This window comes from Janthinobacterium sp. SUN211, from assembly GCF_030587315.1.
Lineage (GTDB): Bacteria > Pseudomonadota > Gammaproteobacteria > Burkholderiales > Burkholderiaceae_D > Janthinobacterium > Janthinobacterium kumbetense.
This window is the reverse complement of sequence record NZ_JAPWIC010000006.1, coordinates 166,269-186,854: the sequence shown is the minus strand read 5'-3', so window position 1 is coordinate 186,854 and position 20,586 is coordinate 166,269. Positions and strand designations below refer to the sequence as shown.

17 protein-coding genes are annotated in these 20,586 nt (G+C 64.9%); 6 read left to right on the top strand and 11 right to left on the bottom strand.

What is annotated here, in order from left to right:
• Window positions 1-6 precede the first annotated feature (6 nt).
• The 8 genes from hutI to O3301_RS20630 form a co-directional block, all read right to left on the bottom strand.
• Window positions 7-1,233, bottom strand: a complete 1,227-nt coding sequence (gene hutI, locus O3301_RS20665) for an imidazolonepropionase (protein ID WP_305057357.1) — start codon at window positions 1,231-1,233, stop codon at window positions 7-9.
• A 12-nt stretch (window positions 1,234-1,245) separates the two neighbouring features.
• Window positions 1,246-1,821: a HutD family protein gene (locus O3301_RS20660; protein WP_289917490.1), complete on the bottom strand. Its 576-nt coding sequence runs from the start codon at window positions 1,819-1,821 to the stop codon at window positions 1,246-1,248.
• Complete coding sequence (locus tag O3301_RS20655) at window positions 1,821-3,197, bottom strand: formimidoylglutamate deiminase (protein ID WP_305057356.1); 1,377 nt, start codon at window positions 3,195-3,197, stop codon at window positions 1,821-1,823. Before O3301_RS20655 ends, O3301_RS20660 begins: the two co-directional genes overlap by 1 nt.
• Complete coding sequence (gene hutG / locus O3301_RS20650; RefSeq protein WP_305057355.1) at window positions 3,182-3,970, bottom strand: N-formylglutamate deformylase; 789 nt, start codon at window positions 3,968-3,970, stop codon at window positions 3,182-3,184. The genes O3301_RS20655 and hutG overlap by 16 nt, the downstream gene beginning before the upstream one ends.
• 20 nt (window positions 3,971-3,990) lie before the next feature.
• The gene (gene hutH, locus O3301_RS20645) at window positions 3,991-5,550 is read right to left on the bottom strand and encodes a histidine ammonia-lyase (RefSeq protein WP_289900202.1); all 1,560 of its coding nucleotides are present in this window, start codon (window positions 5,548-5,550) and stop codon (window positions 3,991-3,993) included.
• Window positions 5,551-5,569: 19 nt separating this feature from the next.
• Window positions 5,570-7,273: a urocanate hydratase gene (gene hutU, locus O3301_RS20640; protein WP_305057354.1), complete on the bottom strand. Its 1,704-nt coding sequence runs from the start codon at window positions 7,271-7,273 to the stop codon at window positions 5,570-5,572.
• Window positions 7,274-7,379: 106 nt separating this feature from the next.
• Window positions 7,380-9,053: an amidohydrolase gene (locus O3301_RS20635; RefSeq protein ID WP_305057353.1), complete on the bottom strand. Its 1,674-nt coding sequence runs from the start codon at window positions 9,051-9,053 to the stop codon at window positions 7,380-7,382.
• Window positions 9,054-9,119: 66 nt separating this feature from the next.
• Window positions 9,120-9,734 (bottom strand): N-acetyltransferase, encoded by a 615-nt coding sequence (locus O3301_RS20630; protein ID WP_305057352.1) that lies wholly within the window; start codon window positions 9,732-9,734, stop codon window positions 9,120-9,122.
• Window positions 9,735-9,852: 118 nt separating this feature from the next.
• On the opposite strand from O3301_RS20630, the gene O3301_RS20625 reads away from it, so the two are divergent.
• Both O3301_RS20625 and O3301_RS20620 read left to right on the top strand, forming a co-directional pair.
• A complete protein-coding gene (locus tag O3301_RS20625; protein ID WP_305057351.1) occupies window positions 9,853-10,923 on the top strand; it encodes a hypothetical protein in 1,071 nt (356 codons plus the stop codon).
• A 19-nt stretch (window positions 10,924-10,942) separates the two neighbouring features.
• A complete protein-coding gene (locus O3301_RS20620; protein ID WP_305057350.1) occupies window positions 10,943-11,377 on the top strand; it encodes a hypothetical protein in 435 nt (144 codons plus the stop codon).
• 7 nt (window positions 11,378-11,384) lie between these two features.
• Here O3301_RS20620 and O3301_RS20615 read toward each other — a convergent pair whose 3' ends face one another.
• From O3301_RS20615 to ada, 3 genes are all read right to left on the bottom strand, one after another.
• Window positions 11,385-13,040 carry a mechanosensitive ion channel family protein gene (locus O3301_RS20615; protein ID WP_305057349.1) on the bottom strand — a complete coding sequence of 552 codons (1,656 nt, stop codon included), beginning with the start codon at window positions 13,038-13,040 and terminating at the stop codon, window positions 11,385-11,387.
• Between the two features lie 75 nt (window positions 13,041-13,115).
• Complete coding sequence (locus O3301_RS20610; RefSeq protein WP_305057348.1) at window positions 13,116-13,805, bottom strand: 2OG-Fe(II) oxygenase; 690 nt, start codon at window positions 13,803-13,805, stop codon at window positions 13,116-13,118.
• Window positions 13,802-14,857, bottom strand: a complete 1,056-nt coding sequence (gene ada, locus O3301_RS20605) for a bifunctional DNA-binding transcriptional regulator/O6-methylguanine-DNA methyltransferase Ada (protein WP_305057347.1) — start codon at window positions 14,855-14,857, stop codon at window positions 13,802-13,804. The genes O3301_RS20610 and ada overlap by 4 nt, the downstream gene beginning before the upstream one ends.
• Window positions 14,858-15,037: 180 nt before the next feature.
• On the opposite strand from ada, the gene hutC reads away from it, so the two are divergent.
• From hutC to trxA, 4 genes are all read left to right on the top strand, one after another.
• Window positions 15,038-15,757: a histidine utilization repressor gene (gene hutC, locus O3301_RS20600; protein WP_099666405.1), complete on the top strand. Its 720-nt coding sequence runs from the start codon at window positions 15,038-15,040 to the stop codon at window positions 15,755-15,757.
• A gap of 330 nt (window positions 15,758-16,087) precedes the next feature.
• The gene (locus O3301_RS20595) at window positions 16,088-19,411 is read left to right on the top strand and encodes a PAS domain-containing hybrid sensor histidine kinase/response regulator (RefSeq protein WP_305057346.1); all 3,324 of its coding nucleotides are present in this window, start codon (window positions 16,088-16,090) and stop codon (window positions 19,409-19,411) included.
• A 70-nt stretch (window positions 19,412-19,481) separates the two neighbouring features.
• Window positions 19,482-19,940, top strand: coding sequence for a response regulator (locus O3301_RS20590; protein WP_251350167.1), 459 nt, complete (start codon window positions 19,482-19,484; stop codon window positions 19,938-19,940).
• 302 nt (window positions 19,941-20,242) lie between these two features.
• Window positions 20,243-20,569 carry a thioredoxin TrxA gene (gene trxA, locus O3301_RS20585; protein ID WP_077408631.1) on the top strand — a complete coding sequence of 109 codons (327 nt, stop codon included), beginning with the start codon at window positions 20,243-20,245 and terminating at the stop codon, window positions 20,567-20,569.
• Window positions 20,570-20,586: the final 17 nt, after the last annotated feature.

Sequence of the window (20,586 nt, the reverse complement as noted above, 5' to 3'; positions counted from 1 at the left end):
GGATGATCAATCCGGCAAGCTTACCACCGGCGCGCGCCAGACACCGCCATGCACCACGCCCGCGCACGGGTTCAGGCCCAGCGCATACGCCAGGTCGGCCGGGCGCGCGATGCGCCACAGGACAAAATCGGCGCGCTTGCCCACCGCCAGGCTACCCGTTTCCTGCTGCAAGCCCAGCGCGCGCGCCGCATGGATCGTGCAGCCGGCCAGCGCTTCCTGCGGCGTCAAGCGCCACAGGGTGCAGGCCATGTTCATCGCCAGCAGCAGGGACGTCAGCGGCGACGTGCCCGGGTTGCAATCGGTGGACACGGCCATGGGCACGCCCGCCGCGCGCAAGGCCGCCACTGGCGGCGGCTGCGTCTCGCGCAAAAAGTAATACGCGCCCGGCAGCAGCACGGCCACCGTGCCATGCTGCGCCATGGCGGCGACGCCCTCTGCCGACAGGAATTCCAGGTGGTCGGCCGACAGGCCGCCGTAGCGCGCCACCAGCGCCGCGCCGCCCAGGTCCGACAGCTGCTCGGCATGGAGTTTCACAGGTAGCCCCAGCGCTTTCGCTGCCTCGAACACGAACTCCGTTTGCGCCGGCGTAAAGCCGATGCGCTCGCAAAAGGCGTCGACGGCGTCCACCAGGCCGTCGCCGGCCAGCTGGGGCAGCATCTGCCCGCACAGCAGCCCGATATACGCATCGGCCTGGCCTGCATACTCGGGCGGCAGCGCGTGCGCGCCAAGGAAGGTGGTGCGCACGGATACGGGCAGTGTTTGCCCTATCCTGCGCGCCACGCGCAGCATCTTCGCCTCGCTGGCCGCGTCGAGGCCATAGCCGGACTTGATTTCCAGCGTCGTCACGCCCTCGGCCAGCAGCGCCAGCACGCGGGGCAGACTTTGCCGCAGCAATTCGTCGTCGCTGGCCGCGCGCGTGGCGCGCACGGTGGACATGATGCCGCCGCCGGCACGGCTGATGTCTTCATAGCTGGCGCCATTCAGGCGCGCCTCGAATTCGTCGCTGCGGTTGCCCGCGTGGACGATATGCGTGTGGCAGTCGATCAGGCCGGGCGTGAGCCAGCAACCCTGGCCATCGTGCAGCACCGCGCCGCTGGCCGGCAATTCGTCGCCGGGACCGAACCAGGCGATGCGGCCATCCTTGACGGCGATGGCCGCATCGAGCAGCTCGCCATAACCGTACTCCATGGTGGCCAGGTGGACGTTGTGGATGACCAGGTCCCAGTCTTGCATCGCTTTTTCTCCCTAGGTAAACAGGTCGACGCACAAGACGGGCGAACGCTGCAAGGCGTCGAGCCGCCATTCCTGCGCATCGTCGGCGTCCAGCAGCAGCGCGTCATGGCGGGCCAGCGCGAACTGCTGCTCGCCACCGCGCGCCAGCACGTGGCCTTCGCCGGCGACAAACAGCAAGGTCGCCGCGCTGCGCCGCACCAGCCGGCACGGGGCCGTGATTTTTTCCAGCTGGTGGCGGCAGCGGTCGCGCCGCGTCATCACATTGAAATCCGTCGTCGTTCCCCTGACTTGCGCCTCCACGGCCGCTTCGCCGGGAAACCACAGCATCGGTTGCGCCGCGCTCAAGGTCACCTTGCGCGCGCCATCGAGCGTCAGCTGCACGCTCTCGCCATCGACCAGCATCAGGCTGCGGTCGATGCCGGGAAAACTGGAAAACGGCCCGCTGGCCGTGATCGTCGCCAGGCTGATACGCCAGTCGAATTCCATCAGGCTGGCGCCGGGCGGAGAAATGGCGATTTCCATCGTGCTGCCGCCGCCATTTTTCCACGGCGCGGCGCGCAGGCATTCCTGCGGGATGAAGGTCGCCATCAGAGCGCCCTCAGTTGCGCCAGCGTGCGCTTGTAGGCGGCGGCGATGGCGTCCTGCGCCACGTGGCGCCCATCGCGCACCTGCCATTGGCCGCCGCACAGCACGTCGCGCACCAGGTTATCGTTGCCGCAGAAAAGTACGCTGCCCAGCACATTTTCGATGGCCACGCCGCACAGGTTCACATGCGCCTCGTCGAGCACCAGCAAGTCGGCGCGGCAGCCGGGCGCCAAGGCACCGAGCTTGCGCCCGGCCGCCTGCGCGCCCCCTTGCAGGGCCGCCTGCCACAGGTAGTCGCCCACATGGCGCTCCTCCGGCGTGGCGGCGACATTGCGCTGCTGCCGCTGCAGGCGCTGGCCATATTCGAGCCAGCGCAATTCCTCGACGGGCGATTGCGATACATGGCTGTCGCTGCCGACGCCAAAGCGCCCGCCGGCAGCGATGAATTCGGCCAGCGGGAACAGGCCGTCGCCCAGGTTCGCTTCCGTCGTCGGGCACAGGCCCGCCACGGCGCCGCTGGCGGCCATCAACGCCACCTCATCGGGCTGCACATGCGTGGCATGCACGAGGCACCAGCGCGCGTCGACGTCGACCTGCTCGTACAAATACTGCACCGGGCGCCGGCCGCTGTAGTCCAGGCACTGGCGCACCTCGCCCTGCTGTTCGGCGATGTGGATGTGGATGGGGCGGCCCGCGGGCAGTGCCTGCGCCACCTGTTTGATCTGCGCTACGCCGGCCGCGCGCAGCGAATGGGGCGCAAAGCCCACCTCCACCTGCCCGCCGCGCTGCGGCGCCAGCGCCTCGACGACGCGCAAGACATCGTCCGCACCGGTGCGGAAGCGCGCCTGCTCCGGCTTCAGGGGTTGCTCGCCAAAACCCGCATGGCTGTACAGCACGGGCAGCATGGTCAGGCCGATGCCGCTGAGGCGCGCCGCCGCCAGCACTCTTTCCGCCGTTTCCGCAGGACGCGCATACAGCGCGCCGGCCGCATCGCGCTGCAGGTAGTGGAATTCGCACACGGCCGTGTAGCCATGGCGCAGGCATTCCGCAAACAGCTGCGCGGCGATGCTTTCCATCTGTTCCGGCGTGATGTGGCGCGCGAAGCGGTACATCAGGTCGCGCCAGGTCCAGAAGCTGTCCGGTCCGTCACCCGCAATCTCCGTCATGCCGCCCAGCGCCCGCTGAAACGCGTGCGAATGCAGGTTGACCATGCCGGGCAAGACATATTCGGCCACTTCGGCGCCGGCAGGCGGCGCGGCGTTTTCCGCCACCGCCGTCAAATCCCCATTCTTGTCCCATTCCAGCAGCACGTCGCGGCGCCAGCCTTGCGGCAGCAGCGCATGGCGCGCAAACAGGGACGCACTCAACGCGCCACCCATGCCACGGCCGCTTCCATCATCTGGCGCAGCAGCGGCTGCACTTGCGCCGCCAGGTCGGGCCGGTAGCCAAACGGCGCCGCTTCATCCATGTACAGGCACTGGCACATCTCCAGCTGGATCGCATGCACGCGACCTTCCGGCTGGCCGTAGCGGCGCGTGATATGGCCGCCCTTGAAGCGGGCATTCAAGGCCACGGTAAATGCATCCTGCGCGCGCGCGATATCGACCACGGCGGACGTCAGGCCCGCATCGCAGCTGGCGCCATCGGCCGTGCCGAAGTTCAGGTCGGGCAGCTTGCCGTCAAAGAAGCGCGGCACGCGCGAGGCGATCGAATGAGCATCCCACAGCACCACGGCGCCATGCACGCGCAGCAGCCGGTCCAGTTCCGCGCGCAGCTGCGCATGATACGGCGCCCAGTAACTCTGCAGCCGCTGCCGCACGTCCTGCGCATCCGGTTCGCGACCGGCCAGGTACAGCGGCTCGCGATGAAAGGTATCGTTGGGCAGCAAGCCCGTCGTATCCTGCCCCGGATACAGATTCGTGTCTTCCTGCGGGCGGTTCAAGTCGATGGTGTAGCGCGACCAACGCGCCGACAGCACGGACGCATCCATCTCCTGCAAAAAGCCATACAGCTCGCGCAGATGCCAATCCGTGTCGGCCTTGACCAGGGCCTGCGGCGTCATGCGCGCGGCGATATCGTCCGGTATGTCGGTGCCCACGTGGGGCATCGACACGAGCAGCGGGATGCTGCCTTCATTAAAGCGGAAATCCATGCTTGTCTCCTTGCTCCAGCTCAAGCGTACAGCGGGGCGAACAAATTCTTGCACGTGCTGCTCAACTCACCCTGCAGAACCATCTGCTTGGCCGCTTCGATGTCGGGCGCGAAGAAGCGGTCGGCGTCGAAGAACGGCACTTTCTGGCGCAACTGGTGATGCACATGTTCCAGGTGCGGCGAGGTTTTCAGCGGACGGTGGAAATCGATGCCCTGCGCGGCGGCCAGCAGCTCGATGCCGACGATGACGGCCGTGTTGTGCGCCATGTCGTCCAGGCGGCGCCCGGCGAACGTGGCCATGCTCACATGGTCTTCCTGGTTGGCGGACGTCGGCAGGCTGTCAACGCTGGCCGGATGCGCGAGCGACTTGTTTTCCGACGCCAGCGCGGCAGCCGTCACGTGGGCGATCATGAAGCCGGAATTGACGCCGGGATCGCGCACGAGGAAGGGCGGCAGGCCGGACAAGGTGGCATCGATCAGCAGCGCGATGCGGCGCTCGGCCAGCGCGCCGATTTCGGAAATCGCCAGCGCCAAGGTGTCGGCCGCAAAGGCGACAGGCTCCGCATGGAAATTACCGCCCGAGACGATTTCCGCCTGCCCGTTGGGGCCATCCTGGAAGATCAGCGGATTGTCCGTGACGGCATTGGCTTCGATCAGCAGCGTGCGGCCCACATTGCCGATCAAATCGAGGCAGGCGCCCATGACCTGCGGCTGGCAGCGCAGGCTGTACGGGTCTTGCACGCGCTCGTCGCCTTCCAGGTGCGAGGCGCGAATCGCGCTGTGCGCCACCAGCTGGCGGTACATCTGCGCGGCCAGGATCTGGCCCGGCTGTCCGCGCACGGCGTGCACGCGCGCGTCGAACGGCGAGTCGCTGCCCTTGGCCGCGTCGAGCGACAGCGCGCCCGTGACCATGGCCGCTTCCAGCAGGCGCTCGGCCATGAACAGGCCATGCAGCGCCAGCGCGTTCGACACTTGCGTACCGTTGATCAGGGCCAGGCCCTCTTTCGCCGCCAGCACCACGGGCGCGATGCCCGCCTGCGCCAGCGCCTCGGGGGCCGCCATCAATTCGCCGTTGACGCGCACGTCGCCCACGCCCAGCATGGCCAGGGTCATGTGCGACAGCGGCGCCAGATCGCCCGAGGCGCCGACGGAACCCTTGGCGGGAATGGCCGGCATGATGCCCGCGTTGTACAGCGCGATCAGGGTATCGACGATCAGCGGGCGCACGCCGGAAAAGCCGCGCGCCAGGCTGCCGATCTTCATCAGCATGATCAGGCGCACGACGGCGTCCGACAGCAGTTCGCCCGTGCCGACGGAATGCGACAGGATCAGGTTGCGCTGCAATTGCTCCAGCTTTTCATCGGGGATGCGCGTCTTGGCGAGCAGGCCGAAGCCCGTGTTGATGCCGTACGCCGCGTCGCCCTTGGCGACGATGGCCTGCACGGCGGCGGCCGACGCCTCGATGACGGGATAGGCCTCGGCAGCGAGGGTCAATTTTGCCGGCGCGGCCCAGACGGCGCGCAGGTCGGCCAGGGTCATCGCGCCCGGTTTCAGGGTCCAACTTTTGGCATGCTGTGTCATAGTCATTCGAATCGAGGTCTCAAGGAATCATGGGAAGAATCAGGCCGTTGCGCTTGGCGCAGGCGGCCGCCGTTTCGTAGCCGGCATCGGCATGGCGCATCACGCCCGAGGCGCTGTCGTTGACCAGCACGCGTGCCAGGCGTTTCGCCGCCGCTTCGCTGCCATCGGCCACGATGACCATGCCCGCATGCTGAGAATACCCCATTCCCACGCCGCCGCCATGGTGCAGCGAGACCCAGGTGGCGCCGCCGGCCGTATTAAGCATGGCGTTGAGCAGCGGCCAGTCGGAGACGGCGTCCGTGCCATCCTTCATGCTTTCCGTCTCGCGGTTCGGGCTGGCGACGGACCCCGTATCGAGGTGGTCGCGGCCGATGACGATGGGCGCCTTCAGTTCGCCCGTGCGCACCATCTCGTTGAAGGCCAGGCCCGCGATGTGGCGCTCGCCCAGTCCCAGCCAGCAGATGCGCGCCGGCAGTCCCTGGAAGGCGATGCGCTCGCGCGCCATGTCCAGCCAGTGGTGTACCTGCGCGTGGTGCGGGAACAGCTCCTTGATCTTCGCATCCGTTTTATAGATGTCTTCCGGGTCGCCCGACAGGGCCACCCAGCGGAACGGGCCGCGGCCTTCGCAGAACTGCGGGCGGATGTAGGCGGGCACGAAGCCGGGGAAGTCGAAGGCGTTCTGCACGCCCTGATCGAACGCCACCTGGCGGATGTTGTTGCCGTAATCGACGGTGTGCACGCCCATGGCGTGGAAATCAAGCATGGCTTGCACGTGGGCGGCGCAGGAATCGGCGGCGGCCACCGTCAGGCGCGCATGGCGCTGCGGGTCTTGCTGCGCCGCCTTCCAGTCCGACACGCTCCAGCCGCGCGGCAGATAGCCGTTGACCAGGTCATGCGCGGACGTCTGGTCCGTCACCAGGTCCGGCACCAGGCCGCCCGCCTTGGCGCGGCGCACCAGCTCCGGCAGCACTTCGGCCGCGTTGCCCAGCAAGCCGATGGAAATGGCTTCCTTGCGCTCCGTGTGGTATTTGACCAGTTCCAGGGCTTCGTCCAGGCTGGCCGCCTGCTTGTCCAGGTAGCGCGTGCGCAGGCGGAAGTCGATGCTGCTTTGCTGGCATTCGATATTGAGCGAGACGGCGCCCGCCATGGTGGCGGCCAGCGGCTGCGCGCCGCCCATGCCGCCCAGACCCGCCGTCAAAATCCAGCGCCCGGCCAAGTCGCCGCCGAAATGCTGGCGGCCCGCTTCGGCGAAGGTTTCATACGTGCCCTGCACGATGCCCTGCGTGCCGATGTAAATCCAGCTGCCGGCCGTCATCTGGCCGTACATGAACAGGCCCTGGCGATCGAGTTCGTTGAAATGTTCCCAGTTGGCCCATTTCGGCACCAGGTTGGAATTGGCGATCAGTACGCGCGGCGCATCCGCGTGGGTCTGGAACACGCCCACCGGCTTGCCGGACTGGATCAGGAGGGTCTGGTCGTCTTCCAGTTCGCGCAGCGAGGCGAGGATCTGGTCGAAACAGGCCCAGTTGCGGGCCGCGCGGCCGATGCCGCCATAGACGACCAGGTGCTGCGGATTTTCCGCCACTTCCGGGTCCAGATTGTTTTGCAACATGCGGTAGGCCGCCTCGGCCTGCCAACTCTTGCAAGCCATGACCGTGCCGCGCGGGGCGCGGATGGTACGGCTGGCATCAAAGCGTGGATCGGTGTCCATTGTGCTGTTCATGCTGTCTCCTCGTAGGGTGCGAGCGGACATACGTGGCCCGCTCTGGTACTCCCAGCATAGGTTGTCTATACAACCAAGTCAACAGGTTTTTGCAGGCGTCAAATCCTTATTTTTTCTCGAACACGCGCTTGCCCGCCACCCACGTCTGCAGCACCTGCGTCTTGCCGATGGCCTTTGGTTCCACGCTGAACAGGTCCTGGTCGACGACGATGAAGTCCGCCCATTTGCCCGCTTCCAGGGTGCCGATGGCCTTTTCCTGGTGCGCCGCCCAAGCCGCGTCGAGGGTGAAGCAGCGCAGCGCCTGCGTCACCGTCATGGCTTGCTGCGGATACCAGCCGCCGGCCGGGAAGCCCTCGCTGTTTTGCCGCGTGACGGCCGCGTGGATGCCCTCGAACGGGTTCGGCGACTCGATGGGGAAGTCGGAACCGCAGGCGATGCGCGAGCCTTGCGCAAGGAAGGTGCGCCACGCATACGCGCCCTTGATGCGCTCATGGCCCACGCGCTGCTCCGCCATGTTCTGGTCGGACGTGGCGTGCGTCGGCTGCATCGACGGCACGATGCCCAGGGCCTTGAAACGGGGGATGTCGCTCAATTGCACCACCTGCGCATGTTCCATGCGGTGGCGCAGGCCCGCGCCGCGGTATTGCACAATCAAGGCTGCATAGCCGTCGAGGATCTGGTGATTGCCCGCGTCGCCGATGGCGTGCACATTCACCTGGTAGCCGGCGCGCATGGCTTTTTCCATCTTCGCGCGCATGGCGGCGTCCGGGTAGAACAGCAGGCCACGGGTAGAGGGATCGTCGCTGTACGGCGCCAGCAGGGCCGCGCCGCGGCTGCCCAGGGCGCCGTCGGACACCAGTTTGACGGCGCGCAAGGCGTACATGTCGCGCGCATAGCTATTCAAGGGGCCGTTTTTCGACAGTGCGTCGAAGTCTTCCGTCGTGTCAAAAATCATGCCGTAAACGCGCACCGTCAGCTTGCCGTGGTCCGCGTAATCGCGGAACAGCCGGTCCTGCATCTGGCCGATGCCCGCATCGTGCACGCTGGTCAGGCCCACTTGCGACAGCTGCGCCAGTGCGCCATCGAGGGCGGCGCGGTTTTCCACGTCGCCCGGCTTGAGCAGCACGGCGTCCATCAAGTCCATGGCGCTGTCGACCAGCACGCCGGTGGCATTGCCATCTGCATCGCGTTCGATCTTGCCGCCCGCCGGGTCTTGTGTGGCGCGCGTGATGCCGGCCAGCGCCAGCGCGCGGCTGTTGGCCCAGCCCGCGTGGCCATCGACCCGGCGCAGCCACACGGGCCGCGCGCTTTCCGCCGCATCGAGTTCCGCTGCCGTGGGAAAGCGTCCCAGCTTCCAGATTTCCTGGTTCCAGCCATTGCCGACGACCCAGCTGCGCTCGGGATGCGCTTTGGCGAAGTCGCCCACGGCCTGCACGGCGGCCGGCAGCGAGGCAGAACCGTACAGCATCACGCCGCTGGCGATCGTCCCCAGGCCGAAGACGTGACCGTGCGCGTCGATCAGGCCAGGCAGCACGGTTTTTCCCTGCACGTCGACATGGATGGCGCCCTTGGCCGCCTTGCGTTTCACCTGCGCGGCGCTGCCGACGGCGAGCAGCTTGCCCCCGTCGTCAAAGGCCAGCGCCGTGAAACGCACCACCTTGCCGGCAGCATTGAGGGTGTAGCCGTTGGCATTGTCGATGACGGTATCGGCATGCGCGTGGCCGATGGCCCCCAGGCAGGCGAGCGTGAGCAGGGTGCGGCGCAGTGGCAAGGTCGGCATTTCCATCTCCAGGTCTGTTAGTCGTTAGCAAAAAGACGAGTGTATAGAAATTGGCAAAATGGTCAATCAGGCAGCGCGGGGCGCTCGTACCATCAGCCAGTAGTCGCAGCCCGTGACGACTTCCGCGTAGCGGCCCGCCGCCACGAAGCCAAGACGGCCATAGAACGGCAGGCTGCGCTCGTTGTAAGTCTCCAGGAAGCATGCGGCACGCGCCGCATCGACGGCCGCCAGGCCCGGCGCCAGCACGGACGCGCCCAGCCCCTGCCCTTGCGCGGCCGGAGCGATGCCGGCGATCGACAGGTACCAGGCGTCTTGCAGGCCATGCGGCGCCAGCGCGTGCTCCATGTTCGCGACGATGGCCGTGAAATACGCAAAGCCCCGCTCCCCCAGCAGTGCGCGCAAGGCGGCTTCGCGCTGCGCATACGCGGCCTGGCGCAGGGCCGCCGGCGTATCCGTCGTCCAGATGGCGGCGCCATTGCCCGCCGCATCGGCCAGGTCGACGCGGCCCGCCTGGCGGCCTTCTTCCAGCGCCAGCGCGAAGTAGGCTTCCAGCATGGCCAGCCGCGCCGCCTCGTCGTCGCCGCACGCCACCGTGACGGTGCGGTAGAACGGATCGCCGGTCAGGGCGGCGGCGAGGCTGCGGGCGGTGCGGGAGACTTCGGTGTGGGATGGGCTGGACATGGTTCTCTTTCTTCTCATTGAAACGCCCGGCATCTTAACGCAAGCGCGTAGGCTTTGCGCCCAGTCAATACTTGCAGACGCCACAGGTCTACGCTGAGGTTTTCAGGTGGAATACCCCATGGCCAGGCACCATGTCATCAGCACCACCGCGTGCGACGTGTTCTTCAAGCTCGTAGCGCACCAGAAGAGCAGCCTGGGCGCGCGCTTCGACAGCATGATCGTCACCTTCAGCGCCGATGGCCTGCCCGTGCTGGGCGCCGCCCTGCGCAACGCGACAAGCGGCTGCGAACTGCACCGCCTGGCCGGCCAGCCCGACGAATGCTGGTGCTGCGATTATGACGAGCAGCTGGAATTCGTCTCGCAAGCCAACGTGCCGCTGGCGCACGCCGACTACCGGCTCACCTTGAGCAATGGCGAAACGTGGACGGGGACGACGGATGCGAAGGGGCGCACGGGGCGTATCGCCAGCAAGCGGGAGGAACAAATCACCCAGGCCGAATTCCTGCCGCACGCGGATAAATCACCATGCTGCGCCGCCGCGCCAAAACACGCTGCGCCTGCCGTCAAGGTCGTCCAGCTCGATGGCATCAAGACGACCGACAAGGATGTCGGCTCGTCCGTGAAACAGGTCAAAGTCAAGGGCAAGGTTCGCCCGCTGACCAAGGGCGAGATCGACATGGCGTGGATGCTGTTCCAGGATGCGATCGACTACGGCAAGGTCAAGGTGCATGGCGAACCGTATCTATGGTTTGGCTTGCAGCCGAAGGATGTGGCCATGACGCCGGATGGGGAGATTTATTTTCATGAGTCTGAGTATCGAGAGGATTTTTCCATAGCTCAGCCAATAGACAAAAATTGGTTCATGCATGAAATGGTTCACGTCTGGCAGTATCAATTGGGCTACCCGGTTGCATTGCGTGGGGCTATCCGTTTCGGATTGAGTTACACGTATTTTCTAAAGCGAGGAAAAAAACTATCTGACTTCAACATGGAGGCGCAGGGTAACTTACTAGCAGATTATTTCGGACTAAGGTATTTGAAAACACCAAAAGCTATGAATCAAAAAGAATACCGAAACTCCCTGACTCTCTACGAAGAGGTGATCAATGAATTTCTTAAAAATAGAAAAAGCAAGACCAATCTTCCTGGAAATGACATTGATCATGAGCCTCTGTTTGACATACCGTGATGCGTACCCAGTGTCACGCATGGCTGAAGCCGAAATTAGCGCATTCAAAGGTATGCCTTGCTTCACCATCTCAAAAAGAGAAGAACACCGCAATGGAACGCCGATGCTTGGCGCCCTCATGGTTTACGATATATCAATAAAACCGCCTGTGGAGGTCTGGTCCTTCATTCTCCCTGGAGCGACGACCCTCCCCATGCATGCCAAAACCTGCTATTTGTATGGCCAAGTACCGACAGGAGCCGAATCGACTGCCGCGACGATGCTGAAAACAGACAGGATGTACAGCGTCTTTTTGAATGGAAGACCGGATGACCCCTCTGATTCGACCCGCGGCTATAGAGGGAAATTTTGCCTGATCATTGACACAGCGGGCCGGCAAAAAATCATTGCTATCACCAAAGACATGCAGGAGTGGCGCACTGAAATCTGCCCACCCCATCTATCACGCCCATAATTCGACGTTATTTATCTTCCTCCCCCCGCTGCGCCGGCGCCCTGAACCATTCACCGGGCGGCACCACGTGCGACTCTTTCGGGTCATCGATGTAGTGCGGCGAGGTGATCTGCACGTCGAATTCGTTGAAGACGTCGATGATGTTCTGGTGCAAGCGGTTCAGCACTTCGGCGCGCTGGCGGGGGACTTCGGCGCTGGCGTAGGCGACGAGGCGGTATTGCACGTAATAATCTTGCAGAGCCAGTTGCATCACGTACGGTTTCGGCGTGGTGGACAGTTCCGTCGTGCGCGACGCGGCCAGTTCCAGCATGGCGTGCACTTGCCGCCACGGCGTGGCGTAGCCGATGGTAACGGTGGAGTCGAGCACGAAGCCGCCGCCGGGCTGGGCGCGCGAATAGTTCTTTGTCGTTTGCGACATCACCCAGGCGTTCGGCAAGGCCACTTCTTCCCCCAGGCCCGTGCGCAGCCGCGTCTCGAACATGCCCACGTCGACCACCGTGCCTTCGCTGTCGCCCACGCGCACATATTCGCCCTTGCGCAGGGCGCGCGTGTACATCAGGATCAGGCCGCTGGCGCCCTGCCCCACGATGCTCGACGCGCCGATCGACACCATCAGGCCCACCAGCACGGACAGGCCCTGGAAGGCGGCCGTGTGCGAGCCGGGCAGGTACGGGTAGGCCATGGCCAGCGCGAACAGCCAGATCACCACGCTGGCGATGCGGCGCGTCGGCAGGGCTGTGTCCTTGTCCAGCCAGCCGATTTGCAATTCCCCGCTTTCCACGCGCTTGAACAGCGAGGCGGCTGTGGCGGCGATCAGGCGCGCGATGGCGAAGATCACGCACACCAGCACCAGCCCCGGCAAGGCGCCGATGATGGCGTGGAAGACGTCAGCGGCCACGTCGAACAGATAACCGCTCAGGCTTTCGCCCCACGAACGCGTGTAGGGCAAGCGGCCCAGCACGAAGGCGGCCCACAGGTACGTGGCCATCAGGCGCAAGCCCCACAGCACGGCGCTCAGCAGTTGATACGCGAAGGCGATGTAATGTTCGGCGTCGAGCACGCGCACATTCTTCAGGCGCACGTCGCGCAGGCGCGAGGCCAGCAGGATGCCGCTGCGGCGCTTGGCCCAGTGATACAGACGCGTCAGCCCCATCCACACGAGCCAGAACACGAGGGTGGCGGCCGCGCACACGGCGGCGGCGATGGCCAGGTAACGCCAGCTGCCCTGTTCGCGGTAATCGAGCACGGCCTTGCTCAACTCGCCGGCCGCCGTTTTCGCCACGCTTTCCGTCGTGTCGCCGGCCAACTGGTTGACGTCGCCAGGTACGACGACGAACAGTTGCACGCCGTCGAGCAGCACTTGCGTGCCTTCGGGAATCATGCGCGTGCTCGTCTGCAAGGGGCCATTCTTGGCCAGCACGCCTTCCAGGCGGCGCTGCGCGCCCGTGGCCCGCTCATCGGGCGGATAGCCGGCCAGCGCGGTGCGGAAGACGAACACCTTGCGGTTGGCAAACATCAGCGGCGCCGTCCTGGCCGCCCCGGCCTGCGACGGCGCCACGACGGACGCGGCCTCCGCAACGAGCGCGGGCACGCCATCGTCCGCATGGGCTGCGGGCAGCAGGAAAATGGTCAACAGGCACAACAGGCGGAGCAGCGCGGACATGGCAGAAATGAAAGAGTGACAAGAAGCAGCCATCATGCCATGTAATCCTGGAAACTCAAGCGCCGCAGGTACCGTTCAGCTCGCATCGTGGAAAATGATGCCCAGGGTGTGGCGCAAGCCCGAACGCAGGCGCGACACGCCGTGCCGCATGTTCACGCGGTAACTGCCCCGCGTGCCATTCACGGGGCGCTGCGCGACGGGAAAGAGCACGGCGTCGCCCTGCGCCAGCGGCACCACTTCGGCGCGCGACTGCATGCGCGGGCGCTGCTCCGTCAGCACGAACTCGCCGCCCGTGAAATCGTCTTGCGGGCGCGACAACAATACGGCCAGTTGCAGCGGAAACACGTGCTCGCCATACAAGTCCTGGTGCAGGCAGTTGTAATCGCCTTTGCGGTAGCGCAACAACAACGGTGTGGGCCGGGTTTGCCCCGCCGCATGGCAGCGCGCGAGGAAATCGGCGTGCGCCACGGGAAAGCGGCTATCGAGGCCCATGCTGGCGTGCCAGCGGTTGGCGATGGCTGCCAACGGCGGATACAGCTCCGTGCGCAAGGCGGCTACCGTGTCGGGCAGCGGATGCGCCCAATACTGGTACTCGCCTTGCCCAAAACCATGGCGCTGCATCACCACCTTGCTGCGAAAGCGCGACGCATCGTCATACTGCGCCGCCAGCGCAGCGCATTGCGCGCGATTCAGCAAGCCCGGCACGACAGCGCAGCCGTATTGATTCAGATCATCCTCGATCTGGCGCCAGTCCGGCACCCTCACCGTTCGCCCTCGCGTTCCAGCAGCGTCTGCTTGCGCTCCACGCCCCAGCGGTAGCCGGACAGCGCGCCATCGTTGCGCACCACGCGGTGGCAGGGAATGGCGACGGCCAGCGCATTGGCGGCGCAGGCGCCCGCCACGGCACGCGCGCCTTGCGGGGAGCCGATGCGCCGCGCCAGCTCGGCATAGCTGACCGTGCTGCCGGCAGGAATCTCGCGCAAGGCTTGCCACACGCGCTGCTGGAACACGGTGCCGCGCACGTCGAGCGGCAAGTCCAGGCCCAGGCCAGGCGCCTCGACCAGGCCCACCACCTGCGCCACCGTCTGTTCATAGTCGGCTTCCGCGCCGCGCAGCTCCGCTTGCGGAAAGCGGTCCTGCAAGTCGCGCAGCAGCACTTCCGGGTCGTCATCGATCAAAATCGCGCAAATGCCCTTGTCCGTGCTGGCCACGAGGATGGCGCCCAGCGAGCAGGCGCCGATGGCAAAGCGGATCACGGCGCCGCTGCCGCCGGCGCGAAACGCGCCCGGCGTCATGCCCAGCAAGCCCGGCGTGGCGGCATACAGGCGGCCACTGGAATTGAAACCGGCCGCGTACAAGGTCTCGGTGACGTTGCCCGTCCCCTGCAAGCCGGCCTTCAGGCGCTCGCCGCGCCGCGCCGCCGCATACGCTTTCGGCGTGATGCCCGTGTGCGCCTTGAAGACGCGATGAAAGTGAAAGCGGCTCAGGCCGGCGGCCTGTGCCAGGCTGTCCAGGTCGGGCAGCTCGTCGCTGGCGTCGATCAAACGGCAGATATCGGCCACGATGGCCGCCTGGCGCTGGGCCAGCGGCGGCAAGTTGGGCTTGCAGCGCAGGCAGGGACGAAAACCGGCCGCCTCCGCCTGCTCGCATGTGGCGTGGAAAGCCACGTTGCGGCGCAAGGCGGGGCGCGCCGCACAGGAGGGGCGGCAATACACGCCCGTCGTGCGCACCGAATAATAAAAGACGCCGTCGGCGTCGGCGGCGCGGCGCTGCAGGGCGTCCCAGCGCTCGTCGTCGGTCAGGTATGAGTGAGGCATGTCGGACTCCGTGCTTGTGATTGGCAAGTCTCCAGCATAGCCAGCGCCTGGGCGCACCACACTCCGGCGCTTGCTTTTGAATTCAAAAAAGGCTGGCGGCGCCTGCCTTGCTCGGTGCTAAAATCGGCCATCGCGCCTCCAGCCGGCGGCGCGCCCTGCCCGTGCCCCGGAGAAACCGCATTGGACGACCACAATACACAAGAAAATACGCCCATTTTCCAGCGCATCAAGGATTTTCTGTTGGCCGGCATCGCCGCCGGACGCTGGAAGGAAGGCGACGTGATTCCCTCCGAGCAAGCCTTGGTCAAACAATTCGGCGTCTCGCGCATGACGGTCAACCGCGCCGTGCGCGAACTGACCAGCGAGCAGGTGCTGACGCGGCGTCAGGGTTCCGGCACCTATGTGGCACAGCAAAAATATCAGGCGACCTTGTTGGAAATCAAGAGTATCGCCGATGAAGTGCGGGCGCGCGGACATATCCACCGGAGCAGCTTGCAATTGCTGGAACGCACCAGGGCGTCCGACTTGCTGGCCAAGCAATTCGGCCTGCCGCCGGAACACCCGCTGTTTCATTCGCTGATCGTGCATTTTGAAAACGGCGTGCCGATCCAGGTGGAAGACCGCTGGGTCAATCCCGAATGCGCGCCCGACTACATGACGCAGGATTTTTCCAGCATCACGCCAAACGAATACCTGATGGCCGCCGCGCCCCTGCAAGGGGCCACCTACAGCATCGAAGCGCTGTCGGCGCCGCGCGACATCGCCGAAATGCTGGCCATCGACACCAAACAGCCGTGCCTGGTGCTGCGCCGCCAGACGCGTTCGGGCGGCAAGATCGCCTCGATCGCCACCATGTGGCATCCCGGACACCGCTATCAATTCGCCGGCAGCTTTAGCTAAGGCTATCACCTCGATTCAGTAGCACGAATTCGCGCCAACTTTCTCACGAATTCTCACCAAATCGCGAAAAAAACGGCCATTTCGGGGCAAAAAAAATCCCGTTTTGGCCGTTTCTGAACTTAAATACTCCGAGTAAATATTCGATGCTATAGTTGCCGCCAGAAAGCGCCGCAGGCGTTTATTTGAGCGCGCCTCATGTACTGCCAGCCTAGTCCAATCACGCCCCAGAAAGGGATGCATTTGTCGTATTGCAGCCACACGAGTTTCGGCGCACCACGCCCACGGCGCCCTGCGCTGCGCCGGCTCGCTCGTACGATGCTGGCGGCAGGCATGACACTTTCGCTGCCGGCGCAGGCGGCGGCAGCCGCCATGGCGCCGGCATTGCTGTGGCCGTATGCGGCTGCCAGCGCTACCGCCCTGGCGGGACTGGCTTGCTGGCAAGCCTGGCGCCTGCGCCAGCAGTTGCACCGTCAGCCCCAACCGGCACAAGCCCAGGCCGAACAGGATGCCGTGCAAGCCTTGCGCGGCGCCACCATGGCCGGCTGGACCTGGCGGCCCCAGTCCGACCGGCTGCAGTTCGCGCCCCAGTACCAGGATGTCCTGGGCGACAAGAATGCCAAACTCGAGCATGCGCTGGCCGACTGGCTGGCCGAAGTCCACCGGGACGACCGCGCGCGCCTGAGCCTTGCCTTCCGCCAACACCTGGATGGCCAGGCGCCCGGCACCTTCAATTGCGAATTTCGTTTGCGCCACAGCGACGGCCACTGGCGCTGGCTGCTGGCGCGCGGCGCCGTCCTGTCGCGCTCATCGAACGGCGGCGCCACGCAGGCCAGCGGCATCGTCTGCGATATCAGCGAGCGCAAGCAGGACGAACAATCGCGCATGCGCTCGATGCTGGAAGCGGCGCCCGAAGCCATGCTGGTGGCCGATGTCGAAGGCAAGGTGCATTACGCCAACCAGATCGGCGCGCGCTGCTTCGGCTATCCGCTGGCCGAATTGACAGGTATGTCGCTGGAGCAATTGGTGCCGGAAAGCACGGCCAGCCACTCCGCGGGCGACCCGCAAGGGCGGCACAGCCTGCCAGGCCGGGTGATGATGGCGCGCCGCCGCGACGGCACGCACTTCCCCGCCAAGGTCAGCCTGTCGCCGCTGCGCATGGCCGGCCAGGTGTTTTCCATCGTCTCGCTGCGCGACATGACGCAACGGCAACGCGCCGAAGAGGCGCTGCACGCCAGTTCGGAACGCTACCGCCTGATCGTGCAGACGGCCGCCGAAGGCATCTGGATGACGGATGCGAACGGCAAGACCACGTTCGTCAATCCGAAGATGGCGCACATGCTGGGCTACACGGTGCAGGAAATGCTGGGCCGTCCCCTGCTCGACTTCATGGACCGCGACAGCCAGCTGCTGATGCAGCGGCGCCTGGCCAGCCACGGCAGTCAGGCCAGCCAGCCGGACCAGGTCGATTTCCGCTTCTTCCGCAAGGACCAGTCCAGCCTGTGGGGCTTGCTGTCGAGCACCAGCATCCAGTCGGACAATGGCGAGCCGGGCGGCACGCTGGCGATGATCACCGACATCACGGAACGGCGCCAGGCGTCGATCGCCCTGTCGAACTCGAGCCAGCGCATGGCGTCCGTGTTCGGCGCCGTGACGAATGGCCTGGTGGTGCAGGACAGCCACGGCCACATATTGGAAAGCAATGCCGCCGCCGAACGCATGCTGGCGGCCAGTCCGGCCGGCAACAGCCTGTGGCAAGCCATCCGCGAAGACGGGTCCGCCTTCGACCAGCGCAGCCATCCCGTGCACATCACCCTGTCGACGGGCGAAGCCATGCGCGACGTGCTGATGGGCGTGCAGCAGCCCGACGGCAGCCTGTCGTGGCTGTCCGTGAATACGGAAGCGATCCGCGATGAATACGGCAAGGTGGGCATGGTGGTAGCCAGCCTGACGGACATCACGTATCACAAGCGCAGCGAGAGCGCCTTGCGCGAGCTCAATGAACATCTGGAAGAACGCGTAGCGCAGCGCACGGAACAACTGGACCAGGCCAAGCAGGTGGCCGAAGAAGCGAGCCTGGCGAAGGGACAATTTCTGGCCAACATGAGCCATGAAATCCGCACGCCGATGAATGGCGTGATCGGCATGGCCTACCTGGCCCTCAAAACGGACCTGGAACCGCGCCAGCGCGACTACCTGGAAAAAATCCGCTTTGCGGGCGAGCACTTGCTGGGCATCATCGACGATATCCTCGACATCTCGAAGATCGAGGCGGGCAAGCTGGAAATCGAGCATGTCAACTTCAGTTTCGACCACGTCGTGCAAACCCTGATGACGGTGGTGGCGCCGCGCGCCGCCGGCAAGAACCTGGAACTGCTGTTCGAGATCGACCCGCAATTGCCGGCCGTGCTCGTGGGCGACCCGCTGCGCCTGGGGCAAGTGCTGATCAACTACGCCAATAACGCCATCAAGTTCAGCGAACAGGGCAGTATTACCGTGAAAGTGCGCAGGGTGGTGGCGGACGCGAAACACTGCCTCGTGCGCTTTGAAGTGTGCGACCACGGCATCGGCCTGTCGCAGGATGAAATGAGCAAGCTCTTCCAATCCTTCCAGCAAGCCGACACCTCCACCACGCGCGAATATGGCGGCACGGGCCTGGGCCTGGCCATCTGCAAGCAGCTGGCGCAGCTGATGGGCGGCGACGTGGGCGTCGACAGCCGTCCCGGCGCCGGCAGCACCTTCTGGTTCACGGCCAACCTGGGCATTTCCGACCAGGCCGCGCCCGCCATGCTCGACAGCATGGTGCAGACGGCGGCCGCCATGCGCGCCAGCGCCGACGCGGCCCTGGTGATGCGCACGCTCAAGCATGCGCGCATCCTGCTGGTGGAAGACAATACGTTCAACCAGCAAGTGGCGCTGGAATTGCTGGAGGAAGCGGGCGCTTCCGTCTGCCTGGCCAACAATGGCGAGGAAGCGCTCGACCTGCTGCGCCAGACGCAGTTCGACTGCGTGCTGATGGACGTGCAGATGCCGCTGATGGATGGCTTGCAGGCGACGCGCCACATCCGCGCCGACCCGCAACTGGCGCACCTGCGCGTGCTGGCCATGACGGCCACGGCCACCAGCGAAGACCGCGTGCGCTGCCTGGAGGCGGGCATGGATGATTTCATTTCCAAGCCCATCCAGCCAGCCATGATGTACCAGACCATCGCCAGCTGGCTGCCGGCGCACGAAACACCGCCGCCGCCGGCGCGCAGCCGCGCCGCGCCCGCCTTCAAGACCACCCTGGCAGGCGACCCGCAAGTGATCGACTTGTCCATCCTGGCCAAGTTGCTGGGCTACAACCCGGAAAAGGTGCGCAAGTTCGCCTTCAAGTTCCTGCAGACCACGCAGGATGGCTTCGGCGACATCGATGCGGCCCTGGCGCGCGGCGACGTGCACCAGGTGCGCGAACTGGGTCACCGCATCAAGTCGTCGGCGCGCACCGTGGGCGCCCTGGGGCTGGCCGAGCTGTGCCACAACCTGGAAACCCTGGCGCCGGGCGAACCGGCCGACGAGGCGGAGCGGGCACGGCGCATCGTCACGCGCCTGTGGCCCCTGCTGGAACAGATTACCGAACAAATCATGAATAACACCAGCTTTGCCAATGACGATTAGCTACCGCCAAATTGGATTGCGGCAAGGTATCGGCATCGACAACGATGCATATCAACAGAAAGACATGACGATGAACACTGTATCAAACCAAGCAAGCCGGGAACACAACGAAGCAGGCCTGGCGCCATTGCGCGTGCTGCTGCTGGACGACGACGTCTTCATGCTCGACGTGCTCAGCGACATGCTCGAGCAAATGGGCCAGTTCGATATCCGCTGCGAGTCGCACAGCGAACAGGCGCTGTCGACCCTGAAGCAGCACCAGCCCGACCTGCTGATCTGCGACCTGTCGATGCCCGACATCGACGGCATCGAATTTTTGCGCATGGCGGCGGAAAACGGCTTCCGCGGCGGCGTGGTCCTGCTGTCGGGCCTGCATTCGGCCGTGCGCCTGGCGGCCGAGCGCCTGGCCATGGCCAACGGCCTGCATATCCTGGGCACTTTCCGCAAGCCGATGGAAAGCGCGGAATTGCAGCTGATGGTGAACTTGCAACTGCAGCACTCGGCGCGTCTGGCCAGCGTGCAAGCCTGAGCGCGCAGGCCGGCCGGGAGGGAGGACACGGCGCTGCGGGCCAGCAGGCATGCGGCTTTGCCGCCATGCCGGCACGCATGGGGACGATATGCCTCAAGTTTTTCTGCAATAATCGCCACGCTTTGAAAAAATGGGTTATTATTTCAGCCATCCCCGCCTGCATACCTCTGGTCGCACCTTCCAAGACATTGAAGTCGTGCCCATTGTCCCCATCTTCTAACTGCATTCCAGGAAGCATGGATGGCGAACCAGCGTATGGTTAATTCCAGGCATTATTGATCCCACCCTCATTTGAGGAAAATATGAGCGAAAATATCAAACACATTAGCGATGCATCTTTTGAAGCAGACGTCCTGAAATCCGATTTGCCAGTCCTGGTCGACTTCTGGGCAGAATGGTGCGGTCCCTGCAAGGCCATCGCCCCGATCCTGGAAGAAGTGGCTAAGGAATACGCCGGCCGCATCCAGATCGCCAAGATGGACGTGGACGCGAACCAGGCAGTGCCTGCCAAGTTCGGCATCCGCGGCATCCCGACCCTGATCCTGTTCAAGGATGGTGTTGCAGCTGCTCAAAAAGTGGGCGCCATGGCCAAGGGCCAGTTGACCGCTTTCGTCGACAGCAACATTTAATGTATGATGGGCAGCGC

What these genes read in the sequence shown, in the direction of transcription:
- O3301_RS20625 (WP_305057351.1), top strand. Translation starts at nt 9,853, where the DNA reads ATGGCCAGGCACCATGTCATCAGCACCACCGCGTGCGACGTGTTCTTC.
- O3301_RS20630 (WP_305057352.1), bottom strand. Translation starts at nt 9,734, where the DNA reads ATGTCCAGCCCATCCCACACCGAAGTCTCCCGCACCGCCCGCAGCCTC.
- O3301_RS20655 (WP_305057356.1), bottom strand. Translation starts at nt 3,197, where the DNA reads ATGGGTGGCGCGTTGAGTGCGTCCCTGTTTGCGCGCCATGCGCTGCTG.
- hutG (WP_305057355.1), bottom strand. Translation starts at nt 3,970, where the DNA reads ATGGATTTCCGCTTTAATGAAGGCAGCATCCCGCTGCTCGTGTCGATG.
- hutH (WP_289900202.1), bottom strand. Translation starts at nt 5,550, where the DNA reads ATGACACAGCATGCCAAAAGTTGGACCCTGAAACCGGGCGCGATGACC.
- O3301_RS20620 (WP_305057350.1), top strand. Translation starts at nt 10,943, where the DNA reads ATGGCTGAAGCCGAAATTAGCGCATTCAAAGGTATGCCTTGCTTCACC.
- O3301_RS20590 (WP_251350167.1), top strand. Translation starts at nt 19,482, where the DNA reads ATGAACACTGTATCAAACCAAGCAAGCCGGGAACACAACGAAGCAGGC.
- hutI (WP_305057357.1), bottom strand. Translation starts at nt 1,233, where the DNA reads ATGCAAGACTGGGACCTGGTCATCCACAACGTCCACCTGGCCACCATG.
- O3301_RS20660 (WP_289917490.1), bottom strand. Translation starts at nt 1,821, where the DNA reads ATGGCGACCTTCATCCCGCAGGAATGCCTGCGCGCCGCGCCGTGGAAA.
- O3301_RS20615 (WP_305057349.1), bottom strand. Translation starts at nt 13,040, where the DNA reads ATGTCCGCGCTGCTCCGCCTGTTGTGCCTGTTGACCATTTTCCTGCTG.
- ada (WP_305057347.1), bottom strand. Translation starts at nt 14,857, where the DNA reads ATGCCTCACTCATACCTGACCGACGACGAGCGCTGGGACGCCCTGCAG.
- O3301_RS20635 (WP_305057353.1), bottom strand. Translation starts at nt 9,053, where the DNA reads ATGCCGACCTTGCCACTGCGCCGCACCCTGCTCACGCTCGCCTGCCTG.
- O3301_RS20595 (WP_305057346.1), top strand. Translation starts at nt 16,088, where the DNA reads ATGACACTTTCGCTGCCGGCGCAGGCGGCGGCAGCCGCCATGGCGCCG.
- trxA (WP_077408631.1), top strand. Translation starts at nt 20,243, where the DNA reads ATGAGCGAAAATATCAAACACATTAGCGATGCATCTTTTGAAGCAGAC.
- hutU (WP_305057354.1), bottom strand. Translation starts at nt 7,273, where the DNA reads ATGAACAGCACAATGGACACCGATCCACGCTTTGATGCCAGCCGTACC.